Here is a 17,543-nt window from a genome sequence, read left to right as displayed (position 1 = left end):
ACGACTATGCAAATCATTCTGCTCGAAAAGGTTGTGAACCTGGGTAACCTGGGCGATATCGTCAAGGTCAAGGACGGTTACGCTCGTAACTTCCTGATCCCCTCCGGCGCTGCACGTCGTGCAACAGCTGCTGCCAAGGCTGAATTCGAAGCCAAGCGCGCTGAGCTGGAAAAGGCTGCCGCCGAGAAGCTGGCTGCCGCTCAAGAACTGAGCGAAAAGCTCAACGGCGTGAACGTGAAGATCACTCAGAAGGCTGGCGTTGACGGTCGTCTGTTTGGCTCCATCACCAACGCCGACATCGCTGAAGAACTGGTCAAGGCCGGTTTCGCAGTGAACAAGTCGCAAGTGCGCATGCCCAACGGCCCCATCAAGACCGTTGGCGACGCCACTGTGGTGGTGGCTCTGCACACCGACGTGGCTGCAGAAGTGGCCGTCTCCGTGTACGGCGACCACTCCTAATTCAGGCTCTGTTCTGAATTGGCAAAAAGCCGCCTTCGGGCGGTTTTTTGTTTTCTGGTAATTGTTTGTCTCGCCAGCGTTTTTATCGTCACCCGCCGTGACGTCGTCACCGCCTCCCGCTACGATGGAGGACTTGTCTCTAGGAGTCTCATGTCGTCAGTAATGCCCCCGCTTGATCTGCAAGATGATGCATTCGCCCCGGTTCCCACTGCCGATCAGCAGGTGGCGCAACTGCGTGTGCCGCCGCACTCCATGGAGTCGGAATCTTCGGTGCTCGGCGGTCTGCTGCTGGACAACAATGCCTGGGAGCGCGTTGGTGATCTGCTTGGCGACGGCGACTTCTACCGGCACGAGCACAAGCTGATCTACGAAGCCATCGGCAAGCTGATCAACGCCAGCAAGCCGGCCGACGTGATCACGGTTTATGAGCATCTGCAGGGCATGGGCAAAGCCGAGGAAATCGGCGGCCTGATGTACCTGAACCAGCTGGCGCAGTATGTGCCCAGTGCCAGCAATATCCGCCGCTATGCGGAAATCGTGCGCGAGCGCGCCATCTTGCGCAAACTGGTCACGGCCAGCGACGACATCGCGACCAATGCCTTCAATCCGCAGGGCAAGACCGTGGAGCGCATCCTCGACGAGGCCGAGCAGAAGATCATGGCGATCGGCGAGGAGGGGGCGCGCAACAAGCAGGGTTTCCAGTCGCTGGATTCGCTGGTGGTGGATCTGCTGGACCGGGTCCAGGAGATGGCCGACAACCCCATGGATGTGACCGGCGTGCCCACGGGCTTTGTCGATCTGGATCGCATGACCTCGGGCCTGCAGGCCGGCGACATGGTGGTGCTGGCGGCGCGTCCCTCCATGGGCAAGACCTCGTTTGCCGTGAATATTGCCGAGCATGTGGCGCTCAATGAGGGCTTGCCGGTCGCCATCTTCTCCATGGAAATGGGTGCGGCCCAGCTGGCGGTTCGTATCGTCGGCTCCATCGGCCGCGTCAACCAGGGCAATCTGCGTACCGGCAAGCTCAGCGACGACGAGTGGCCGCGTCTGACCGAGGCCATCGAGCGTCTGCGCACCGTGTCGCTGCATATCGACGAAACGCCGGGCCTGTCCCCAACCGAGCTGCGTGCCAATGCGCGTCGTCTGGCGCGCCAGTGCGGCAAGCTGGGTCTGATCGTGGTCGACTACCTGCAGCTGATGAGCGGATCGGGATCTGCAGCCAGTTCCGACAACCGTGCCACCGAACTGGGCGAAATCTCGCGGGGCTTGAAGATGCTGGCCAAGGAGCTGCAATGCCCGGTGATCGCGCTGTCCCAGCTCAACCGCTCGGTGGAGCAGCGTACCGACAAGCGCCCCATGATGTCCGACCTGCGTGAATCGGGCGCCATCGAGCAGGACGCGGACATCATCATGTTCATCTACCGTGACGACTACTACAACAAAGAGAGCAAGGAGCCCAATATTGCCGAGGTCATCATCGGCAAGCAGCGTAACGGGCCGACGGGGACGGTGAAGCTCTTCTTCCAGAAGAACCAGACGCGTTTCGAGAATCTGGCGCAGGGTTACGGCACGGACGAATACTAAAAATCATAGCTGTTAGTGCTTGTTGGGTATGGATTTCATAGCTCTATGAATATGAAAGCTATGAATATCAAGCGCTGCCAGCTATCAAATTGAAGGACATAAGAAAAGCCCGCAAGGCACAGACCTTGCGGGCTTTGTTTTTTGAGCAGCTGCGGGGTTAGCGACTGAACAGGTAGACGCCAAGACCGATCACGCACAGTCCCAGCACTCCGCAGGCCCAGGCCAGGCGCTGTGCACCTATGCGCAGCGCGCCCACGGTTGCGACGATCTGGGCATTTTGCTGGGCCAGCTTCTCGATGATCTCCAGCGACTGGCGCTGCGATTGCTCGAGCTGGGCGATGCGCTCCTCCTGCTGCTGGATCAGCAGCAGCGCCTGCTCGCCGGCGGAGGCCGGTGGCGAGATGCGCTGCGCAGCGCTTTGCGCGCTGGCGTCCTGCTCGCGCGCCTCGGCCTGGGCTTCTTTCTTCTTGAGCATGCCCTGGGCGGCCTTCACCACCTGAGGCGTGGCCTTGATGACCTCGCCCCAGGGCACGAGCTTGAGTGCCGCGATCCAGCTCGCCACTTACAGCACCTCGCTGGCGAAGTCCGCCAGGCGCGAGCGTTCGCCGCGCGCCAGGGTGATGTGGCCGCTATGGGGCCAACCTTTGAAGCGGTCCACCACATAGGTCAGGCCCGAGCTGCCTTCTGTCAGGTAGGGCGTGTCGATCTGGGCCAGATTGCCCATGCAGATGATCTTGGTGCCGGGGCCGGCACGGGTGATCAGGGTCTTCATCTGCTTGGGCGTCAGGTTCTGGGCCTCGTCGATGATGACGTATTTGTTCAGAAAGGTGCGACCGCGCATGAAGTTCATGCTCTTGATCTTGATGCGGCTGCGGATCAGCTCGTTGGTGGCGGCGCGCCCCCACTCGCCGGCATTGCCGCCGTCGCCCTTGGCCAGGAACTCCAGGTTGTCATCCAGGGCGCCCATCCAGGGGCCCATTTTTTCCTCTTCCGTGCCGGGCAGGAAGCCGATGTCCTCGCCCACGCTCACCGTGGCGCGGGTCATGATGATCTCGGTGTAGCGGCGCTCGTCCAGCACCTGGGCCAGGCCGGCGGCCAGGGCCAGCAGGGTCTTGCCGGTGCCGGCCGTGCCTGTCAGCGTGACAAAGTCGACTTCGGGGTTGACCAGCAGGTTCATGGCGAAGTTCTGCTCGCGATTGCGTGTGGACACGCCCCAGACGGCATTCTTGGGGTTGCCGAAGTCGCGCAGCGTCTTGAGTACGGCCGTCTTGTCGCGGATCTCGGTCACGCGCATATAGAGGCTGGGCTCGCCCGGTGCTTCGTAGTAGACGAACTGGTTGATCATCAACTGGTCGACGATGGCACCGCTGACGCGGTAGTAGGTGATGGCGCCTTCCTGCCAGCTCTCCACATTCTTGCCGGCCTTGGCCCAGAAGTCGTGGGGCAGGGCCAGGGCGCCCGAGTACAGCAGATCGCCGTCTTCCAGCACCTTGTCGTTCTGGTAGTCCTCGGCGGCCAGGCCCAGGGCACGCGCCTTGACGCGCATATTGATGTCCTTGGACACCAGCACCACTTCACGGTCCTTGTGCTGCTCGCGCAGGGCGGCGACCACACCCAGAATCTGGTTGTCGGCCTTGCCCTGGGGCAGGCTCTCGGGCAGGGAGGCATCCAGAGGGTTGGTCTGGAAGTACAGCGTGCCGGTGGCGCTGCGCTGGCCTGTGGCATTGAGCGGCAGACCTTTTTCCAGACCGTCGGCGGGCTGGGAGGCAACCAGGGAGTCCAGCGTGCGGCTGACCTGGCGGCCGTTGCGCGCAACCTCGGTCATGCCCTTTTTGTGGTTGTCCAGTTCTTCCAGTACCACCATGGGCAGGAAGATGTCGTGCTCTTCAAAGCGGAACAGGCTGCTGGGGTCGTGCAGCAGCACATTGGTGTCCAGCACGAACAGCGTGGTCGGGCCGGTGCGCGTATTGCGGGCGCGGCGGGCAGGCTTGGCAGCTGCGTCGGCGGGTTTTGCAGGTACTGCGGCAGCTGGTGCTGCTGTCGTCGGCGCTGCGCCAGCCGTTGTGGCGGTCTTGCGCGGCTTGGCGGTTGCGTTGGGCTTGCTGGTGCTGCGGCGCGGCTTGGTGACCGCGGGCGCGGTCTCTGGAGCCGCATTCAGGGCGGCGCCGTCGGAGGGGTTCAGATCCTCGTCAAGCTCTGCAGTCTGCTTGGCAGTCTTGCGGATGGACGAAAAGGCTTCTGCGGAAAGCTTTGCGGCGCGGTGGCCGGGTGCGGGGGGCAGGGGCATAGTGGACGAACCGTTCTCAACAAGATTCAAAAAGCACAAAGCCGCCTGGAAACCGAGGCGGCTTTGGTGGGGTGAACAGAGAATACTGCGTAGCACTGAGGCATGCCCCATTATGCATAGGCTCCGAGGGCCTGAAGCAGTATTTCCTGTTTTGCCTTGTTTAAAGACTTTGAAATACTTTGCGTGTAGATGATTGCAAGGTTTTCAGTCCCGGGCGGGGCTCAGGCCACCTTCTTGTCTTGGGTCTTGAGGCTTTTGACGGCCTTGAGAACTTCGTCCACATGGCCGGGAACTTTCAGGCCGCGCCATTCCTGCATCAGGATGCCGTCGGCGCCGATCAGGAAGGTGGAGCGCTCGATGCCCTTGACCTTCTTGCCGTACATGATCTTGTTCTTGACCACGCCAAACATGTGGCACATCTTTTCTTCGGTGTCGGCAATCAGCTCGAACGGCAGTTCCAGCTTTTCCTTGAAGTCGTTGTGCGAGTTCATGTTGTCGCGCGACACACCGAACACGGTGGCGCCAGCCTTCACGAAATCCTTGTACTTATCGCGGAATTGCATTGCTTCCGTGGTACAACCCGGCGTGTTGTCCTTGGGGTAGAAATACAGGATCAGAATCTGGCCGTTGTGCGAGGTGTTGGACACCTTGACGCCGCCGGTGGCGTTGGCTTCAAATTCTGGGAGTGGTTTGTTGACAACGATCGCCATGCGCTTGTATCTCTCGGGTGTGTTCGTTGAAATGCCGAGGGCGTCGGTGGTATTTTTGTTTTTATCAATCGATCGCCCCCAACCGCAACCTGCGATTTTACCCTGAAATACGTATTTCTCTCAATGTAAGCTCAGAAGTCTATGCTAGCAGCAGGGCTGCGACCACGTTGCGGCCTTCGCTGGCCAGAACGTTATAGGTACGGCAGGCCGAGGCGGTGTCCATGCTCTCCAGGCCAATGCGTTTGGCGATCAGCGGCTTGAGCCAGGCCACGGGTGGAAAGCGGTTCTTGCTGCCGCTGCCAAAGAGGACGACTTCCGCATCCAGCTTGGCGAGTTCCTCGAAATGCTCGGCCGTCAGGTCTTCGAAACGGGCGCAGTTCCACTCGGTCAGCAGGCCGCGGGCACCGACCAGCAGACTGGTTTCGTGGTTTTGCTTGTCAACCGCGATCCAGCCCGGGCCATAGCCGGTGATGGTTTGCGCATCGGATTTGTCTGCCTGAAATTTCATGATGGAGAGTGTGCGCAATCGGCGCGCTGGACGGGGGCGATGGCTGCTGTCTCCATACAGAGAGGGTGGGGACATTGCTGCAGCGCGGAACTGTGCTTAAATTATAGGTTTCACCATGGCGTTTAATGCGCCCTGGCGTGCCTGAAATCCTTTTGCATTGATTCGCATGAAAACCGTTCAAAAATCCGCCAAGTTAGCAAACGTCTGTTACGACATCCGCGGGCCGATCATGGACGCGGCGAAGAAGATGGAGGACGACGGCCAGAAGATCATCAAGCTCAATATCGGCAATCTGGCCGTGTTCGGCTTCGATGCTCCCGAGGAAGTGCAGCAGGACATGATCCGCAACCTGCCCAACTCGGCAGGCTACTCCGACAGCAAGGGCATCTTCGCGGCGCGCAAGGCCGTGATGCATGAAACCCAGCGCCAGGGCACCAAGGGCGTGACGCTGGACGACATCTATCTGGGCAACGGTGCTTCGGAGCTGATCAGCCTGGCCACCAACGCGCTGCTGGACAACGGCGACGAGATGCTGCTGCCTGCGCCCGACTATCCGCTGTGGACGGCTGCCACCAGCCTGTCCGGCGGCACACCCGTGCATTACATGTGCGACGAGTCCAATGGCTGGATGCCCAACATGGATGACATCCGCGCCAAGATCACGCCGCGCACCAAGGGCATCGTCGTCATCAACCCCAACAATCCCACGGGTGCGCTGTACTCCAGGGAGCTGCTGCTGCAGATCGTGGAGCTGGCGCGCGAGCATGGCCTGGTCATCTTCGCGGACGAGGTCTACGACAAGGTGCTGTACGAGGATGCCAAGCACACGCCGCTGGGCAGCCTGTCCATCGATGTGCTGACCATCACCTTCAATTCCCTCTCCAAGGCCTACCGCTCCTGCGGCTACCGTGCTGGCTGGATGGTGATCTCGGGCGACAAAAAGCCCGCCAAGGATTACATCGAGGGCCTGAACATGCTCTCCAACATGCGCCTGTGCGCCAATGTGCCAGGCCAATGGGCGGTGCAGACGGCACTGGGCGGCCACCAGAGCATCGACGCCCTGGTGCAGGAGGGCGGTCGCCTACGCGTGCAGCGCGATCTGGCCTGGGAGCTGATCAACGCCATTCCCGGCGTGAGCTGCGTCAAGCCCCAAGGCGCACTGTACATGTTCCCGCGCCTCGATCCCGCCGTCTATCCCATCCAGGACGACCAGGAATTCTTCCTCGAAGTGCTCCAGGAAACCAAGGTCATGCTGGTGCAAGGCACGGGCTTCAACTGGCCCGAGCCTGATCACTTCCGCATCGTGTTCCTGCCGCATGAGGCCGATCTGCGCGAGGCCATCAACCGGCTGGCAGCCTTCCTCGAGAAGTATCGCAAGCGCCATGGCACGGACAAGCCCAAGGCAGTGCCGGCAGAAAAGGCACTCAAGCCTGCCAAGGCTGAGAAAGCCGCGTAACTCATCTTTTTGATAGCTGGTGGCGCTTGATTTTCAAGCGCTTCAGCGCTTTTTTGACCTTAGAACTTATGAAACCCATCCAAGTAGGCCTGTTGGGCATTGGCACCGTAGGCAGCGGTACTTTCAATGTGCTGGAACGCAATCAAGACGAGATTCGCCGTCGTGCGGGTCGCGGCATTGAAATTACCATGGTCGCCGACTTGGATACCGAACGCGCCAAGAGCGTGGTGGGTGACAAGGTCAAGGTGGTCGGCGACGCACGTGAAGTCATCGCCAACCCCGATATCGATGTGGTGGTCGAGCTGATCGGCGGCTACGGCATTGCCAAGGCCCTGGTGCTGGAAGCCATCGCGGCCGGCAAGCATGTGGTGACCGCCAACAAGGCCCTGCTGGCAGTGCACGGCACGGAAATCTTCAAGGCTGCGGCCGAGAAGGGCGTGATGGTGGCTTATGAAGCTGCCGTGGCCGGTGGCATTCCCATCATCAAGGCCTTGCGCGAAGGCCTGACCGCCAACTCCATCCAGTGGGTGGCCGGCATCATCAACGGCACGACCAACTTCATCCTGTCCGAAATGCGCGACAAGGGCCTGGACTTCGACGTGGTGCTCAAGGAAGCGCAGCGTCTGGGCTATGCCGAAGCCGATCCCACCTTCGACATCGAGGGTGTGGATGCGGCCCACAAGGCCACGCTGATGAGCGCGATTGCCTTCGGCATTCCCGTGCAGTTCGACAAGGCCTATGTGGAAGGCATCACCAAGCTGGCCGGTGCCGATATCCGCTACGCCGAGCAACTGGGCTACCGCATCAAGCTGCTGGGCATCACCAAGCGCACGGACAAGGGTATCGAGCTGCGCGTGCACCCCTCGCTGGTGCCTTCCAAGCGTCTGATCGCCAATGTGGAAGGCGCGATGAACGCCGTGGTGGTGAACGGCGATGCCGTGGGCACCACGCTGTACTACGGCAAGGGCGCCGGGTCCGAGCCCACCGCTTCCGCCGTGGTGGCCGACCTGGTGGATATCGCACGCATGGACGGCTCCGATCCTGCCCACCGCGTGCCAGCCCTGGCCTTCCAGAGCAGCAGCCTGGCTGCCGCTGGCAGCGAGCTGCCCGTGCTGCCCATGGCCGAGGTCGTGACCAGCTACTACCTGCGCATCCGCGTGGCCGACGAAGCCGGAGTGCTGGCCAAGATCACCGGCCTGCTGGCGGGTGCCGGCATCAGCATCGACGCCGTGCTGCAGCGCGAGGCCGACGAAGTGGGCGGCGAAGGCTCGACCCAGACCGACCTGATCATTCTCACGCACGACACGCGCGAAGGGGATATGGACAAGGCCCTGGCCGAAATCCAGGGGCTGCCCACGGTGCTGGCTCCCATCACCCGCATCCGCAAGGAAGAGCTGAACTAAGGACTTGAGCATGTACCGTCGCACTCAAACCGGTTTATTCCCTGTTCAGTGCGATGTCGGTATTGCAAACTCCTTCAAAGGCTGGCGCCCTATGGCGCCAGCCTTTTTGTTTTTGGTGGCGGCGGGTGTGCAAGCGGCGCCCGTCGATGTCTATCGTGGCACGCTGGGCGGCTCGGCGGTGGTGATGGAGCTGGGCAAGCCGGGTGAGGGTGGTGAACGCCAGGGGCGCTATTTCTATCTGCGGCATGGAGTGGATATTCCACTCCGGGGCTCGCTGAATGCGCTGTCTGAGGCACGTCCTTTGAATAACGACTGGGCGCGTGAAAGCGGTGGCGAGCCTCCCGTGTTGACCGACTCCCAACAGCGCCGCATCGTTTGGCAACTGCGCCAGCAAGGCAGTGCTTTGGCAGGTGAATGGGTGGATGATATTCACGGCAAAAAACTGCCGCTAGCCCTTACCCATATTGCGCAGTACGACCCTGAAAAGATAGCGCCATTCGGTGTGGAGGCCGTGACGTTGGCGATTGTGCAAGGTGCGGGCAGCGGTATTGCATCGGGCGTTGCCATCTCGGCACAGGCCACGCCCTACGACTACCTGAAAGTGGCCGAGCAAAAGCTGGAGCAGGGCAAGGAAGTGGTGGTCAGCCCCACGCTGGCCTGGAGGCCGGTGCGCGATGCGCGTACCAAGTTCTGGTATCCGCGCCTCACGCGTCACCCGGATAGCAAAATTCTGGCGCAGACCAATACCGTTCTGGAGCAGCGCCACTGGGGCATGAGTCTGGAAGCGCTGGCCTGTGTGGGCTCGATCTACCAGAACGCTGGCCCGGCGGCAGGCTCACTGGGGGACTTCAATAACGAGTCGATCAAGGTGACCTACCTCTCAAGTGCCTTGATGAGTGTGGTGGAGTCCGGTTCAACCGGTTGCGGTGGCGCGCACCCCAACAATCATTACGACCCCTTTGTGCTGGACTTGCTGCGGGGCGGCTATACGGACTTCACCCGCCTGCTCAAGGACGTGAAATATGGCGAGTACAAGCTGGAGTATGGTGATCGGCTGTCGCGTTTTCTGAGCAAGGCCGTGAACCGGCATTCCGAGGATGACAAGGAGTGCACCGAGCTGCTGCCCCAGTACATGGCGCTGATGTTCGACAAGCCCGACAAGATGAGCTTTGTGATTTCAGGCATAGGCCATGCCATGGGTGTGTGCCTTGGCAGCGGCGTCAGTGTCCCGTTCAAGGAGCTGAAGGCCTATATCAAGCCGGGGGCGCAACGCTATTTCCAGCCCTGAGCCCCTTCCGGCACGATATGAGGCAATGGCGTTGGCCGGTCTCTGCATTCGCGCACAGTCAAATCGGGCTTGCTGACCGATAATGGTCGGCTTGGCGGCATGACTTCTGTCCGTTTGGCTGTCCGTTCCGAATTTTAGTTTTTGGCGAGTTTGAGATGCTGTATCTGTCCACCCGCGGCCATGCTGACCGCAAGCGTTTTTGCGACATTTTGCTCGAAGGCCTGGCTCCCGATGGCGGCCTGTACCTGCCCGTCGAGTATCCCCAGATCGACGATGCCAAGCTGAGCCAGCTGCGCGAGACGCTGGCCAACAAGGGTTATGCGGCCCTGGCCTTCGAGATTCTGTCGCTCTATATCGACGACATTCCAGCCGAGGATCTGCGTGCCCTGTGCGCCAAGACCTATACCAGGGAAGTCTTTGGCAGCGACGCCATCGTGCCCGTGCGTCAACTCGACGGCGTGCTGCACATCGAAGCCCTGTCCAACGGCCCCACGTTGGCCTTCAAGGACATGGCCATGCAGCTGCTGGGCAATCTGTTCGAGTACGAACTGGCCCGCCGCAACGAGGAACTGAATATCCTTGGCGCCACCAGCGGGGACACCGGCAGCGCGGCCGAATACGCCATGCGCGGCAAAAAGGGCGTGCGCGTCTTCATGACCAGCCCACACGGCCGCATGAGCCCTTTCCAGCAGGCGCAGATGTTCAGCCTGCAGGACGAGAACATCCACAACATCGCCATCGAAGGCGTGTTCGACGACTGCCAGGACATCGTCAAGGCCGTCTCCAACGACCACGCCTTCAAGGCCCAGTACAAGATTGGTACCGTCAACTCCATCAACTGGGCACGTCTGCTGGCCCAGGTGGTCTACTACTTTGCCGGTTATCTGCAGGCCACCCGCTCCAATGAGCAGAAGGTGAGCTTCACCGTGCCTTCGGGCAACTTCGGCAATATCTGCGCAGGCCATGTGGCGCGCCAGATGGGTCTGCCCATTGCCAAGCTGGTGGTGGCCACCAACGAAAACGATGTGCTGGACGAGTTCTTCCGCACCGGCGTCTACCAGGTGCGAGGCTCGGCCAATACCTACGAGACATCGAGCCCCTCGATGGACATCTCCAAGGCCAGCAATTTCGAGCGCTTTGTGTTCGATCTGGTGGGCCGCGACGGCGTGCGCACCAAGCAACTGTTCGCCGAAGGCGTGGCCAAGGCCGGCAAGTTCGATCTGAGCACAGATCCCGCCTTCAAGGATGCGGCCGGCAAGTACGGTTTTGTGAGCGGCAAGAGCACGCACGCCGACCGTCTGGCCACCATCAAGGACACTTTCGAGCGCTTTGATCAGATGATCGACACCCATACCGCCGACGGCGTGAAGGTGGCGCGAGAGCATCTGGGCGTCGAGCCCATGCTGGTGCTGGAAACCGCTCTGCCCATCAAGTTTGCCGCGACGATCGAAGAAGCGTTGGGCCGCCAGCCAGACCGTCCCGCCAAGTTCAACGGCATCGAAGACCTGCCCAAGCGTGTGGTCGTCATGGCCTCCGACGTGGACCAGGTCAAGGCCTTTATCGCCGAAAACTGCAGATAAAGTCCTGCGGCGTTAAGCTTGAAAAGCATCTGTGGCTTGGCGACAGGTGCTTTTTTTCTTTGGATGAAATTGGTATTTTGCGCTTGCCCCTAGAGCGCTGGTAGCTATCAAAAACATATTGAAATCAAGATGAAGGTCATAGGCTTTGCCGGATATTCGGGCGCGGGCAAGACCGCCCTGGTCGAGGCGCTGGTGATGCTGATGAAGCAGCGCGGACTCAGGGTCTCGGTCATCAAGCATGCCCACCATGACTTTGATGTGGATCGCGAGGGCAAGGATAGCTGGCGTCACCGCAAGGCTGGCGCTTATGAAGTGCTGCTCGCATCCGATAGACGCATGGCGCTGATGCGCGAATACGAGCAGCCTGCTCAGCTGAGCGTGCACCATATGCTGACGCAGCTGGACCCCAGCGTGGACTGGGTGCTGGTCGAAGGCTTCAAGCATGGCGAGCTGCCCAAGATAGAGGTCTGGCGGCGGCAGCAGGACAGGCTGGACAAGGGCAAGAGCCTGGAGCCGCTGTTTGCACATGACCCTAGGGTGCTGGCCGTGGCCACCGACGCTTCCCATGACCTGCCTCAAGTGCCTGTCCAGCCCGTGCTGGATCTCAACCAGCCCCAGCTTGTGCTGCAATGGCTGCTGGCTCATTCGGACTCCCTGCAATACAAGAACTAAGGAAAGACACAGCAATGCAAGCACCACAGACGCCTCGCAAGCCGCTCAAGCCTCTGGATGAAGCCCTGCAGGAGCTGCTGGCCCATGCCCAGCCCCAGGCCGGCGCACAAATGGTGGACACCTTTGATGCCGATGGCCGCGTGCTGCTGCAGGCCGCCGTTTCGCCGCTACAGGTGCCGCCTCAGGACAACTCGGCCATGGATGGCTATGCGGTGCGCATCGCCGAATGTGCCGACGGCGCTGCGGTGCTGCCGGTGTCGCAGCGCATCCCTGCCGGCACCTCGCCCGATGCGCTGGCTGCCGGCTCCGTCGCCCGCATCTTCACGGGGGCGCCCGTGCCGGCCGGGGCCGATGCCATCGTCATGCAGGAGGACTGCGAATTGCTCGAGGACGGCCGCGTGCGCATCAAGGCCCAGCCCAGGGCTGGGCAGTGGATTCGCCGCGCGGGCGAGGACATCACGCAGGGCGCCACCGTGATCGAAGCCGGCACCCGCCTCACGCCAGCCCACCTGGGTCTTGCAGCCAGCATGGGCTTTGCCAGCCTGCAGGTGGCACGCAAGCCGCGTGTGGCCCTGTTCTCCACCGGCGACGAACTGGTCATGCCCGGTACCGTTGCGCCGCAGGACATGCCAGCGGGCAGCATCTACAACAGCAACCGCTTCTTCCTGCGCGCATTGCTGCTGCGCATGGGCTGCGAGGTGACGGATCTGGGCATTGTTCCCGACGACCGCGAGGCCACGATTGCCGCGTTGGCCGATGCCGCCATGGACCACGACGTGATCGTCACCAGCGGCGGCGTCTCCGTGGGCGAGGAAGACCATATCAAGCCTGCCGTGCAGGAGCTGGGTCAGCTGGACCTCTGGCAGATCAACATCAAGCCCGGCAAGCCTTTTGCCTACGGCCGCGTCAATCGCGAGTCCGGCACGGGCTTTGCGCATTTCATCGGTCTGCCGGGCAACCCGGTCTCCAGCTTTGTCACCTTCCAGGTGCTGGTACGCCCGTTCCTGCTGCGTCTACAGGGCGTGCAGCATGTGCTGCCGCGAGCCATCGAAGCGCGCGCCGATTTCGTCTGGCCAAAGGGCGACAAGCGCAGAGAGTTTTTGCGGGTGCGCTACAACGAGCGTGGCGGGCTGGAGTTGTTCAGAAACCAGAGCTCGGGCGTGCTGACTTCCACGGCTTGGGGCGACGGCGTGGTGGACAACCCTGCCGGCACCACGGTTGCCATGGGCGACAGTGTGCGCTTTATCCCGTTTACCGAGCTCATGGCCTGATGGAGTTGGAGATGAAGACCGTTACGATTCGATATTTCGCCTCTATCCGGGAAGCCTTGGGTACGGGCAGCGAAAGCCTGCAGACCCCGGCAGCCACCGTGGGAGCATTGCGCGAGCAACTGATGAGCCGCAGCGATGCGGCTGCCCAGGTGCTGGCTGCCAGCAAGGCTGTGCGCATGGCGCTGAACCAGGATATCTGCGATGCCGATGCCGTGCTCAGCAATGGCGACGAAGTGGCATTTTTTCCGCCAGTGACGGGGGGCTGATGAGTCTCTGAGCGCTTGTGAGCCTCTAAAAACGGTTTCTGAAGAAGCCTGAAGTCCACAGAAGGCCTGTGCAAACCGCTTGCACGGGCCTTTTTGCTGTTTGTCGGTTTCCAGGTGCCAGCCTTGATCGTGAGATTGCTTACTAGGGTTTTCCTGGGCGTATTTTCGTGAATCTGACGAGATTCATTTTGGAGAATCCGCGCTTTCTACAAGAAAGACAGAAAGCACTTACTCATGACAACTCACGTCAATATGGAGGAGACCCGCTCTGCGCGCTTTGCCATGCGCTGCGCCAGCTGGGCGGAGAAGTGGTTCCCGGATTCCTGGGTGTTTGCCGTGGTCGGCATCTTCATCGTGGTGCTGGCAGCGTTTGCCATTGGTGCGCCGGTGCAGGAAACCAGCAAGGCCTTCGGCAAGGGCTTCTGGAGTCTGATCCCCTTCACCATGCAAATGGCTTTTGTGGTGATTGGCGGTTATGTGGTGGCCAGCTCCAAGCCCGCATCTGCACTCATCAAGGCGCTGGCCCGCGTGCCCAAGACCGGCCGTGGCGCCGTGGCCTGGGTGGCGTTTGTGGCGCTGAGCGCCTCGCTGCTGAACTGGGGGCTGAGCCTGGTGTTCGGTGGTCTGCTGGTCAAGGAACTGGCACGCCGCACCGACATCAAGATGGACTACCGCGCCGCCGGTGCCGCCGTCTATCTGGGTCTGGGTGCCGTGTGGGCGCTGGGCATTTCGTCTTCGGCAGCGCAGCTGCAGGCCAACCCAGCCAGCCTGCCTCCCGGCATTCTGGCCATTACCGGCGTGATTCCGTTCACGCAGACTATTTTCCTCTGGCAGTCCGGCGTGATGCTGGGCGTGCTGATGGTGATCTCCATCGTCGTGGCTTACATGACGGCACCCGGTGAGAAGACCGCGCGTGATGCGGCCCAATGCCAGGTCGACCTGGGCACAGAAGTCGTGCAGGAAGTCAAAAAGCCCAGCCGCCCCGGCGAATGGCTGGAATACAGCCCCATTCTCATCATCTTGCTGGTGGCGCTGACCGTGGGCTGGATGGTGGAGGAGTTCTCGAGCAAGCCTTTCATTCAGGCAATCTCTGGGCTGAACACCTACAACCTGCTGTTTCTCATGGCCGGTGCGCTGTTGCACTGGCGCCCCCGCAGCTTTCTCGATGCCGTGGCACGTGCCGTGCCCACTACGACCGGCGTGCTGATCCAGTTCCCTCTGTACGGCGCGATTGCGGCCATCATGACGGACGTCAAGGGTGACGGCGGTGCCAGCATTGCCCACCATATCTCCACCTTCTTCACCAGCTTTGCCACGCATGACACCTATGCACTGCTGATGGGCACCTACTCGGCCGTGCTGGGCTTCTTCCTGCCCTCGGGCGGTGGCAAGTGGATTGTGGAGGCCCCCTATGTGATGCAGGTGGCCAATGATCTGCAGTACCACCTGGGCTGGGCCGTGCAGATCTACAACGCTGCTGAGGCTCTACCTAATCTGATCAACCCCTTCTACATGCTGCCGCTCTTGGGCGTGCTGGGCCTCAAGGCGCGTGATCTGATCGGCTTCAACTTTGTGCAGTTGCTGGTTCATGCGCCCGTGGTGCTGTTCCTGTTATGGTTCCTGGGTCAGACCCTGAGCTATATCCCCCCTGTAATGCCATGACCGAAACCGCCGATTTGCCATCTACCGAAGTGAACCCAGAGATCAGCGCCCGTACCCGCAAGGCTCTGGCTGAAGCGCGTGAGCGCGGAGTCAAGCTGGGCACGGCCGGCGCGGCCAATATCCGCGCCACGGTGGAAAAACGTAAATCGGCGGCCGATGCCTTTGCCAGGCAGCACGAAGCGTTGTTCGCCGAATTGCTGCAACAAGGTCTGACCCACCGCGCCATGGCGGCTGAACTCAATGCACGGGGCATTGCGGCCGCCAAGGGCGGTGAGTGGACCCATGGGCAAGTGCAGCGCATCCTGAACCGCTACGCGGACTGGAAGGCTGCCGAGTCGATCCAGGCCTGAGGCCGTCATGCCGATCAAAAAGCCGTGCTGCGTTTGCTGCACGGCTTTTTTGATGGAGGTCGGGGACGAATGAGTCAGGCAATGTAGAGCAAGACCGCAACGCACAGCTTATGCGCCATGACGGGTGACCGCTTTCTGCCTTGTGGCAGCCAGTGCCAGCAAGCCCAGTACTATCAGCGTCAGACCATAGCCATAGGTGGTGGGCACCAGCCCCAGGCTCTGGGTCAGCAGGCCTGCGGCGATGGCCGGCAGGCTGAAGGCCAGATAGCTCAGCACATAGATGGTGGACAGCAGGCCGCCGCGTTCATGTGGCTCGGCCAGCGGCAGCACGCTGCGCAGCGCCCCTTGAAAGCCCACGCCAAAGCCCGCACCGGCAATGATGGAGGCGGCCACCATCAGCATCAGGCTGTGGCTGGCCACGCCCAGCAGAAGAATCACGATGCCCAGCGGCAGAACCGAGCCACCGAAGCGCAGCATGTGCTGGGCCGTCCAGTGGCGCAGCAGCCAGATGGCCGCTGCGGCGCTCAGGGTGTTGATGCACACGGCCAGGCCTGCCATCAGGGTGGAGCCGGTGATCACACGCAGCAGGGTGGGGCCTAGCGACAGATAAAAGCCCGCCAGCGCCCAGGCAGCGATATCCAGCGGTGCCATGCGCAGGAATGCAGGGCGGATATGCGCGGGAAGGCGGATGCGAGGGCGCATGGAGGCCAGGGCTCCGCTGCGGCGGCTGACGGTTTCAGGCATCACGGCAATGGCCCAGGCCGATGCCGCAAAGACCAGCAGCAGCCACCAGTAGATCTGGTGCAAGCCGTCATGGCCGTGGCTGGCCAGCTGGTTGGCGCCGAACACGCCGGCTGCCATACCCAGCATGGGAGACAGCGTATTGATCAACGCACCGCGTTCACGGTCCAGATCGAGCAGGGCCGCGCCCAGGGCTGCACTCGCCATGCCGGTGGCAAAACCCTGCACCACACGCGACCAGAGCAGGGCCTGCGCATCCTGTGCATGGGCGAACATCAGCATGGAGACCGCCTCCAGTCCCAAGGCAGCAAGAATGACGGGGCGCCGGCCCAGGTAATCGGACAGCGCGCCCATGGTGAGCAGGGCGATGAGCAGGCTGAAAGCATAGACCGCGAAGATCAGGGTCAGCATGCCCGAGGAAAAGCCCCAGGCCTGCTGGTAGAGCCTATACAAGGGCGTGGGAGCGCTGGATGCCGCCAGAAAGCTGGCCAGGGTCAGGGCGACAGCAGCCATATTGCGGGTGCTGGATACCGCAGTCAGGGATACAGAGGATGTGGACATGGAAAAGCTGGCTCCGCTACCATAAAAGCAAATTTTTTGCGTTTGCGTATTCTGCGTTAATTCATCATTAACGCAAATATTTAGCTTTAATGACCATGATTGCAAAAGACCCAGTCCAATCCCGGCCGGGCGGGCGCAGCTCCCGTGTACAGGCCAGCGTGCATCAGGCGGTGAGGAAACTGCTGGAGCACATGCCTCGCGAGGAGCTGACCTTTCCCCTGATAGCCACCGAGGCCGGCGTGACGCCTTCCACGCTGTATCGCCGCTGGGGCGATCTGCCGCAGTTGCTGGCCGATGTGGCGCTGGAGCGCATCCGTCCCATTGCCGAGCCTGCGGACACGGGCAGCCTGCATGGCGATCTGCAGGCCTGGACCGAGCAATACATCGAGGAAATGGGTTCTCCCCTGGGACGAACCTTGCTGCGCGATACCTTGGTGGCAACCCAGGAAGACCAGGTGACCTGCGCCTGCGTGGACATCATTCGCGACCAGCTTGGCATTGTGCTGAGTCGGGCGGGGGCGCGTGGCGAGTCGGGTCCTGATGTAGACACCATGCTGGACCAGTTGGTGGCACCCATCGTCTATCGCATTCTTTATGGTCTGCAGCCCGATGTGGCGTTCGGGCGCAAGCTGGTCGAACAACTGGTGCCTGAGCAGGTCTGAGGCGCTTGCCCTAGAATCGCGGCTCACAGGTGCCAAGGGGCGCCTGCCCGCACAAGAGGCTCTCACCCTTGCTTTCGACAGCG

At 61.4% G+C, this 17,543-nt stretch carries 17 protein-coding genes; 12 read left to right on the top strand and 5 right to left on the bottom strand.

All coding sequences use genetic code 11. From position 1 onward, the window contains the following. Positions 1 to 6: 6 nt before the first annotated feature. Complete coding sequence (rplI, locus tag ACWGXF_RS00955) at positions 7 to 459, top strand: 50S ribosomal protein L9 (RefSeq protein ID WP_003064296.1); 453 nt, start codon at positions 7 to 9, stop codon at positions 457 to 459. 150 nt (positions 460 to 609) lie between these two features. Beyond that, entirely contained in the window at positions 610 to 2,043 is a 1,434-nt protein-coding gene (gene dnaB / locus ACWGXF_RS00950; RefSeq protein WP_034359740.1) for a replicative DNA helicase, read from the top strand. 157 nt (positions 2,044 to 2,200) lie between these two features. Here dnaB and ACWGXF_RS00945 read toward each other — a convergent pair whose 3' ends face one another. From ACWGXF_RS00945 to ACWGXF_RS00930, 4 genes are all read right to left on the bottom strand, one after another. Further along, positions 2,201 to 2,605: a hypothetical protein gene (locus ACWGXF_RS00945; RefSeq protein WP_003064300.1), complete on the bottom strand. Its 405-nt coding sequence runs from the start codon at positions 2,603 to 2,605 to the stop codon at positions 2,201 to 2,203. After that, a complete protein-coding gene (locus ACWGXF_RS00940) occupies positions 2,606 to 4,330 on the bottom strand; it encodes a PhoH family protein (protein WP_059439928.1) in 1,725 nt (574 codons plus the stop codon). Between the two features lie 221 nt (positions 4,331 to 4,551). Further along, positions 4,552 to 5,040, bottom strand: coding sequence for a peroxiredoxin (locus tag ACWGXF_RS00935; RefSeq protein ID WP_003057908.1), 489 nt, complete (start codon positions 5,038 to 5,040; stop codon positions 4,552 to 4,554). Between the two features lie 139 nt (positions 5,041 to 5,179). Next, positions 5,180 to 5,548, bottom strand: coding sequence for an Mth938-like domain-containing protein (locus ACWGXF_RS00930; RefSeq protein ID WP_003064306.1), 369 nt, complete (start codon positions 5,546 to 5,548; stop codon positions 5,180 to 5,182). 166 nt (positions 5,549 to 5,714) lie between these two features. On the opposite strand from ACWGXF_RS00930, the gene ACWGXF_RS00925 reads away from it, so the two are divergent. From ACWGXF_RS00925 to ACWGXF_RS00885, 9 genes are all read left to right on the top strand, one after another. Next, entirely contained in the window at positions 5,715 to 7,004 is a 1,290-nt protein-coding gene (locus tag ACWGXF_RS00925) for a pyridoxal phosphate-dependent aminotransferase (RefSeq protein ID WP_452101646.1), read from the top strand. Between the two features lie 68 nt (positions 7,005 to 7,072). After that, on the top strand, positions 7,073 to 8,407 hold the full coding sequence (locus ACWGXF_RS00920) for a homoserine dehydrogenase (protein ID WP_003064309.1): 1,335 nt from the start codon (positions 7,073 to 7,075) through the stop codon (positions 8,405 to 8,407). A 91-nt stretch (positions 8,408 to 8,498) separates the two neighbouring features. After that, complete coding sequence (locus tag ACWGXF_RS00915; protein ID WP_452101645.1) at positions 8,499 to 9,695, top strand: hypothetical protein; 1,197 nt, start codon at positions 8,499 to 8,501, stop codon at positions 9,693 to 9,695. Between the two features lie 155 nt (positions 9,696 to 9,850). Further along, positions 9,851 to 11,275, top strand: a complete 1,425-nt coding sequence (thrC, locus tag ACWGXF_RS00910) for a threonine synthase (protein ID WP_452101644.1) — start codon at positions 9,851 to 9,853, stop codon at positions 11,273 to 11,275. A 129-nt stretch (positions 11,276 to 11,404) separates the two neighbouring features. Continuing rightward, positions 11,405 to 11,947, top strand: a complete 543-nt coding sequence (mobB, locus tag ACWGXF_RS00905; RefSeq protein ID WP_452101643.1) for a molybdopterin-guanine dinucleotide biosynthesis protein B — start codon at positions 11,405 to 11,407, stop codon at positions 11,945 to 11,947. A gap of 14 nt (positions 11,948 to 11,961) precedes the next feature. Next, complete coding sequence (locus tag ACWGXF_RS00900; RefSeq protein ID WP_012837289.1) at positions 11,962 to 13,218, top strand: molybdopterin molybdotransferase MoeA; 1,257 nt, start codon at positions 11,962 to 11,964, stop codon at positions 13,216 to 13,218. A gap of 11 nt (positions 13,219 to 13,229) precedes the next feature. Next, positions 13,230 to 13,484 (top strand): molybdopterin converting factor subunit 1, encoded by a 255-nt coding sequence (gene moaD, locus ACWGXF_RS00895; protein ID WP_003064318.1) that lies wholly within the window; start codon positions 13,230 to 13,232, stop codon positions 13,482 to 13,484. Between the two features lie 234 nt (positions 13,485 to 13,718). Beyond that, complete coding sequence (locus ACWGXF_RS00890) at positions 13,719 to 15,146, top strand: short-chain fatty acid transporter (RefSeq protein ID WP_003064320.1); 1,428 nt, start codon at positions 13,719 to 13,721, stop codon at positions 15,144 to 15,146. Then, positions 15,143 to 15,496, top strand: a complete 354-nt coding sequence (locus ACWGXF_RS00885; RefSeq protein WP_003064321.1) for a recombinase family protein — start codon at positions 15,143 to 15,145, stop codon at positions 15,494 to 15,496. The genes ACWGXF_RS00890 and ACWGXF_RS00885 overlap by 4 nt, the downstream gene beginning before the upstream one ends. 108 nt (positions 15,497 to 15,604) lie before the next feature. Here ACWGXF_RS00885 and ACWGXF_RS00880 read toward each other — a convergent pair whose 3' ends face one another. Continuing rightward, positions 15,605 to 16,798 (bottom strand): MFS transporter, encoded by a 1,194-nt coding sequence (locus ACWGXF_RS00880; RefSeq protein WP_256629889.1) that lies wholly within the window; start codon positions 16,796 to 16,798, stop codon positions 15,605 to 15,607. Between the two features lie 95 nt (positions 16,799 to 16,893). Here ACWGXF_RS00880 and ACWGXF_RS00875 point away from each other — a divergent pair, with 95 nt between their 5' ends. Next, positions 16,894 to 17,460 (top strand): TetR/AcrR family transcriptional regulator, encoded by a 567-nt coding sequence (locus ACWGXF_RS00875; protein ID WP_041744441.1) that lies wholly within the window; start codon positions 16,894 to 16,896, stop codon positions 17,458 to 17,460. Positions 17,461 to 17,543: the final 83 nt, after the last annotated feature.

It is taken from the genome of Comamonas sp. HJ-2 (genome assembly GCF_053615495.1).
This window is presented reverse-complemented; position numbering and strand designations above follow the sequence as displayed.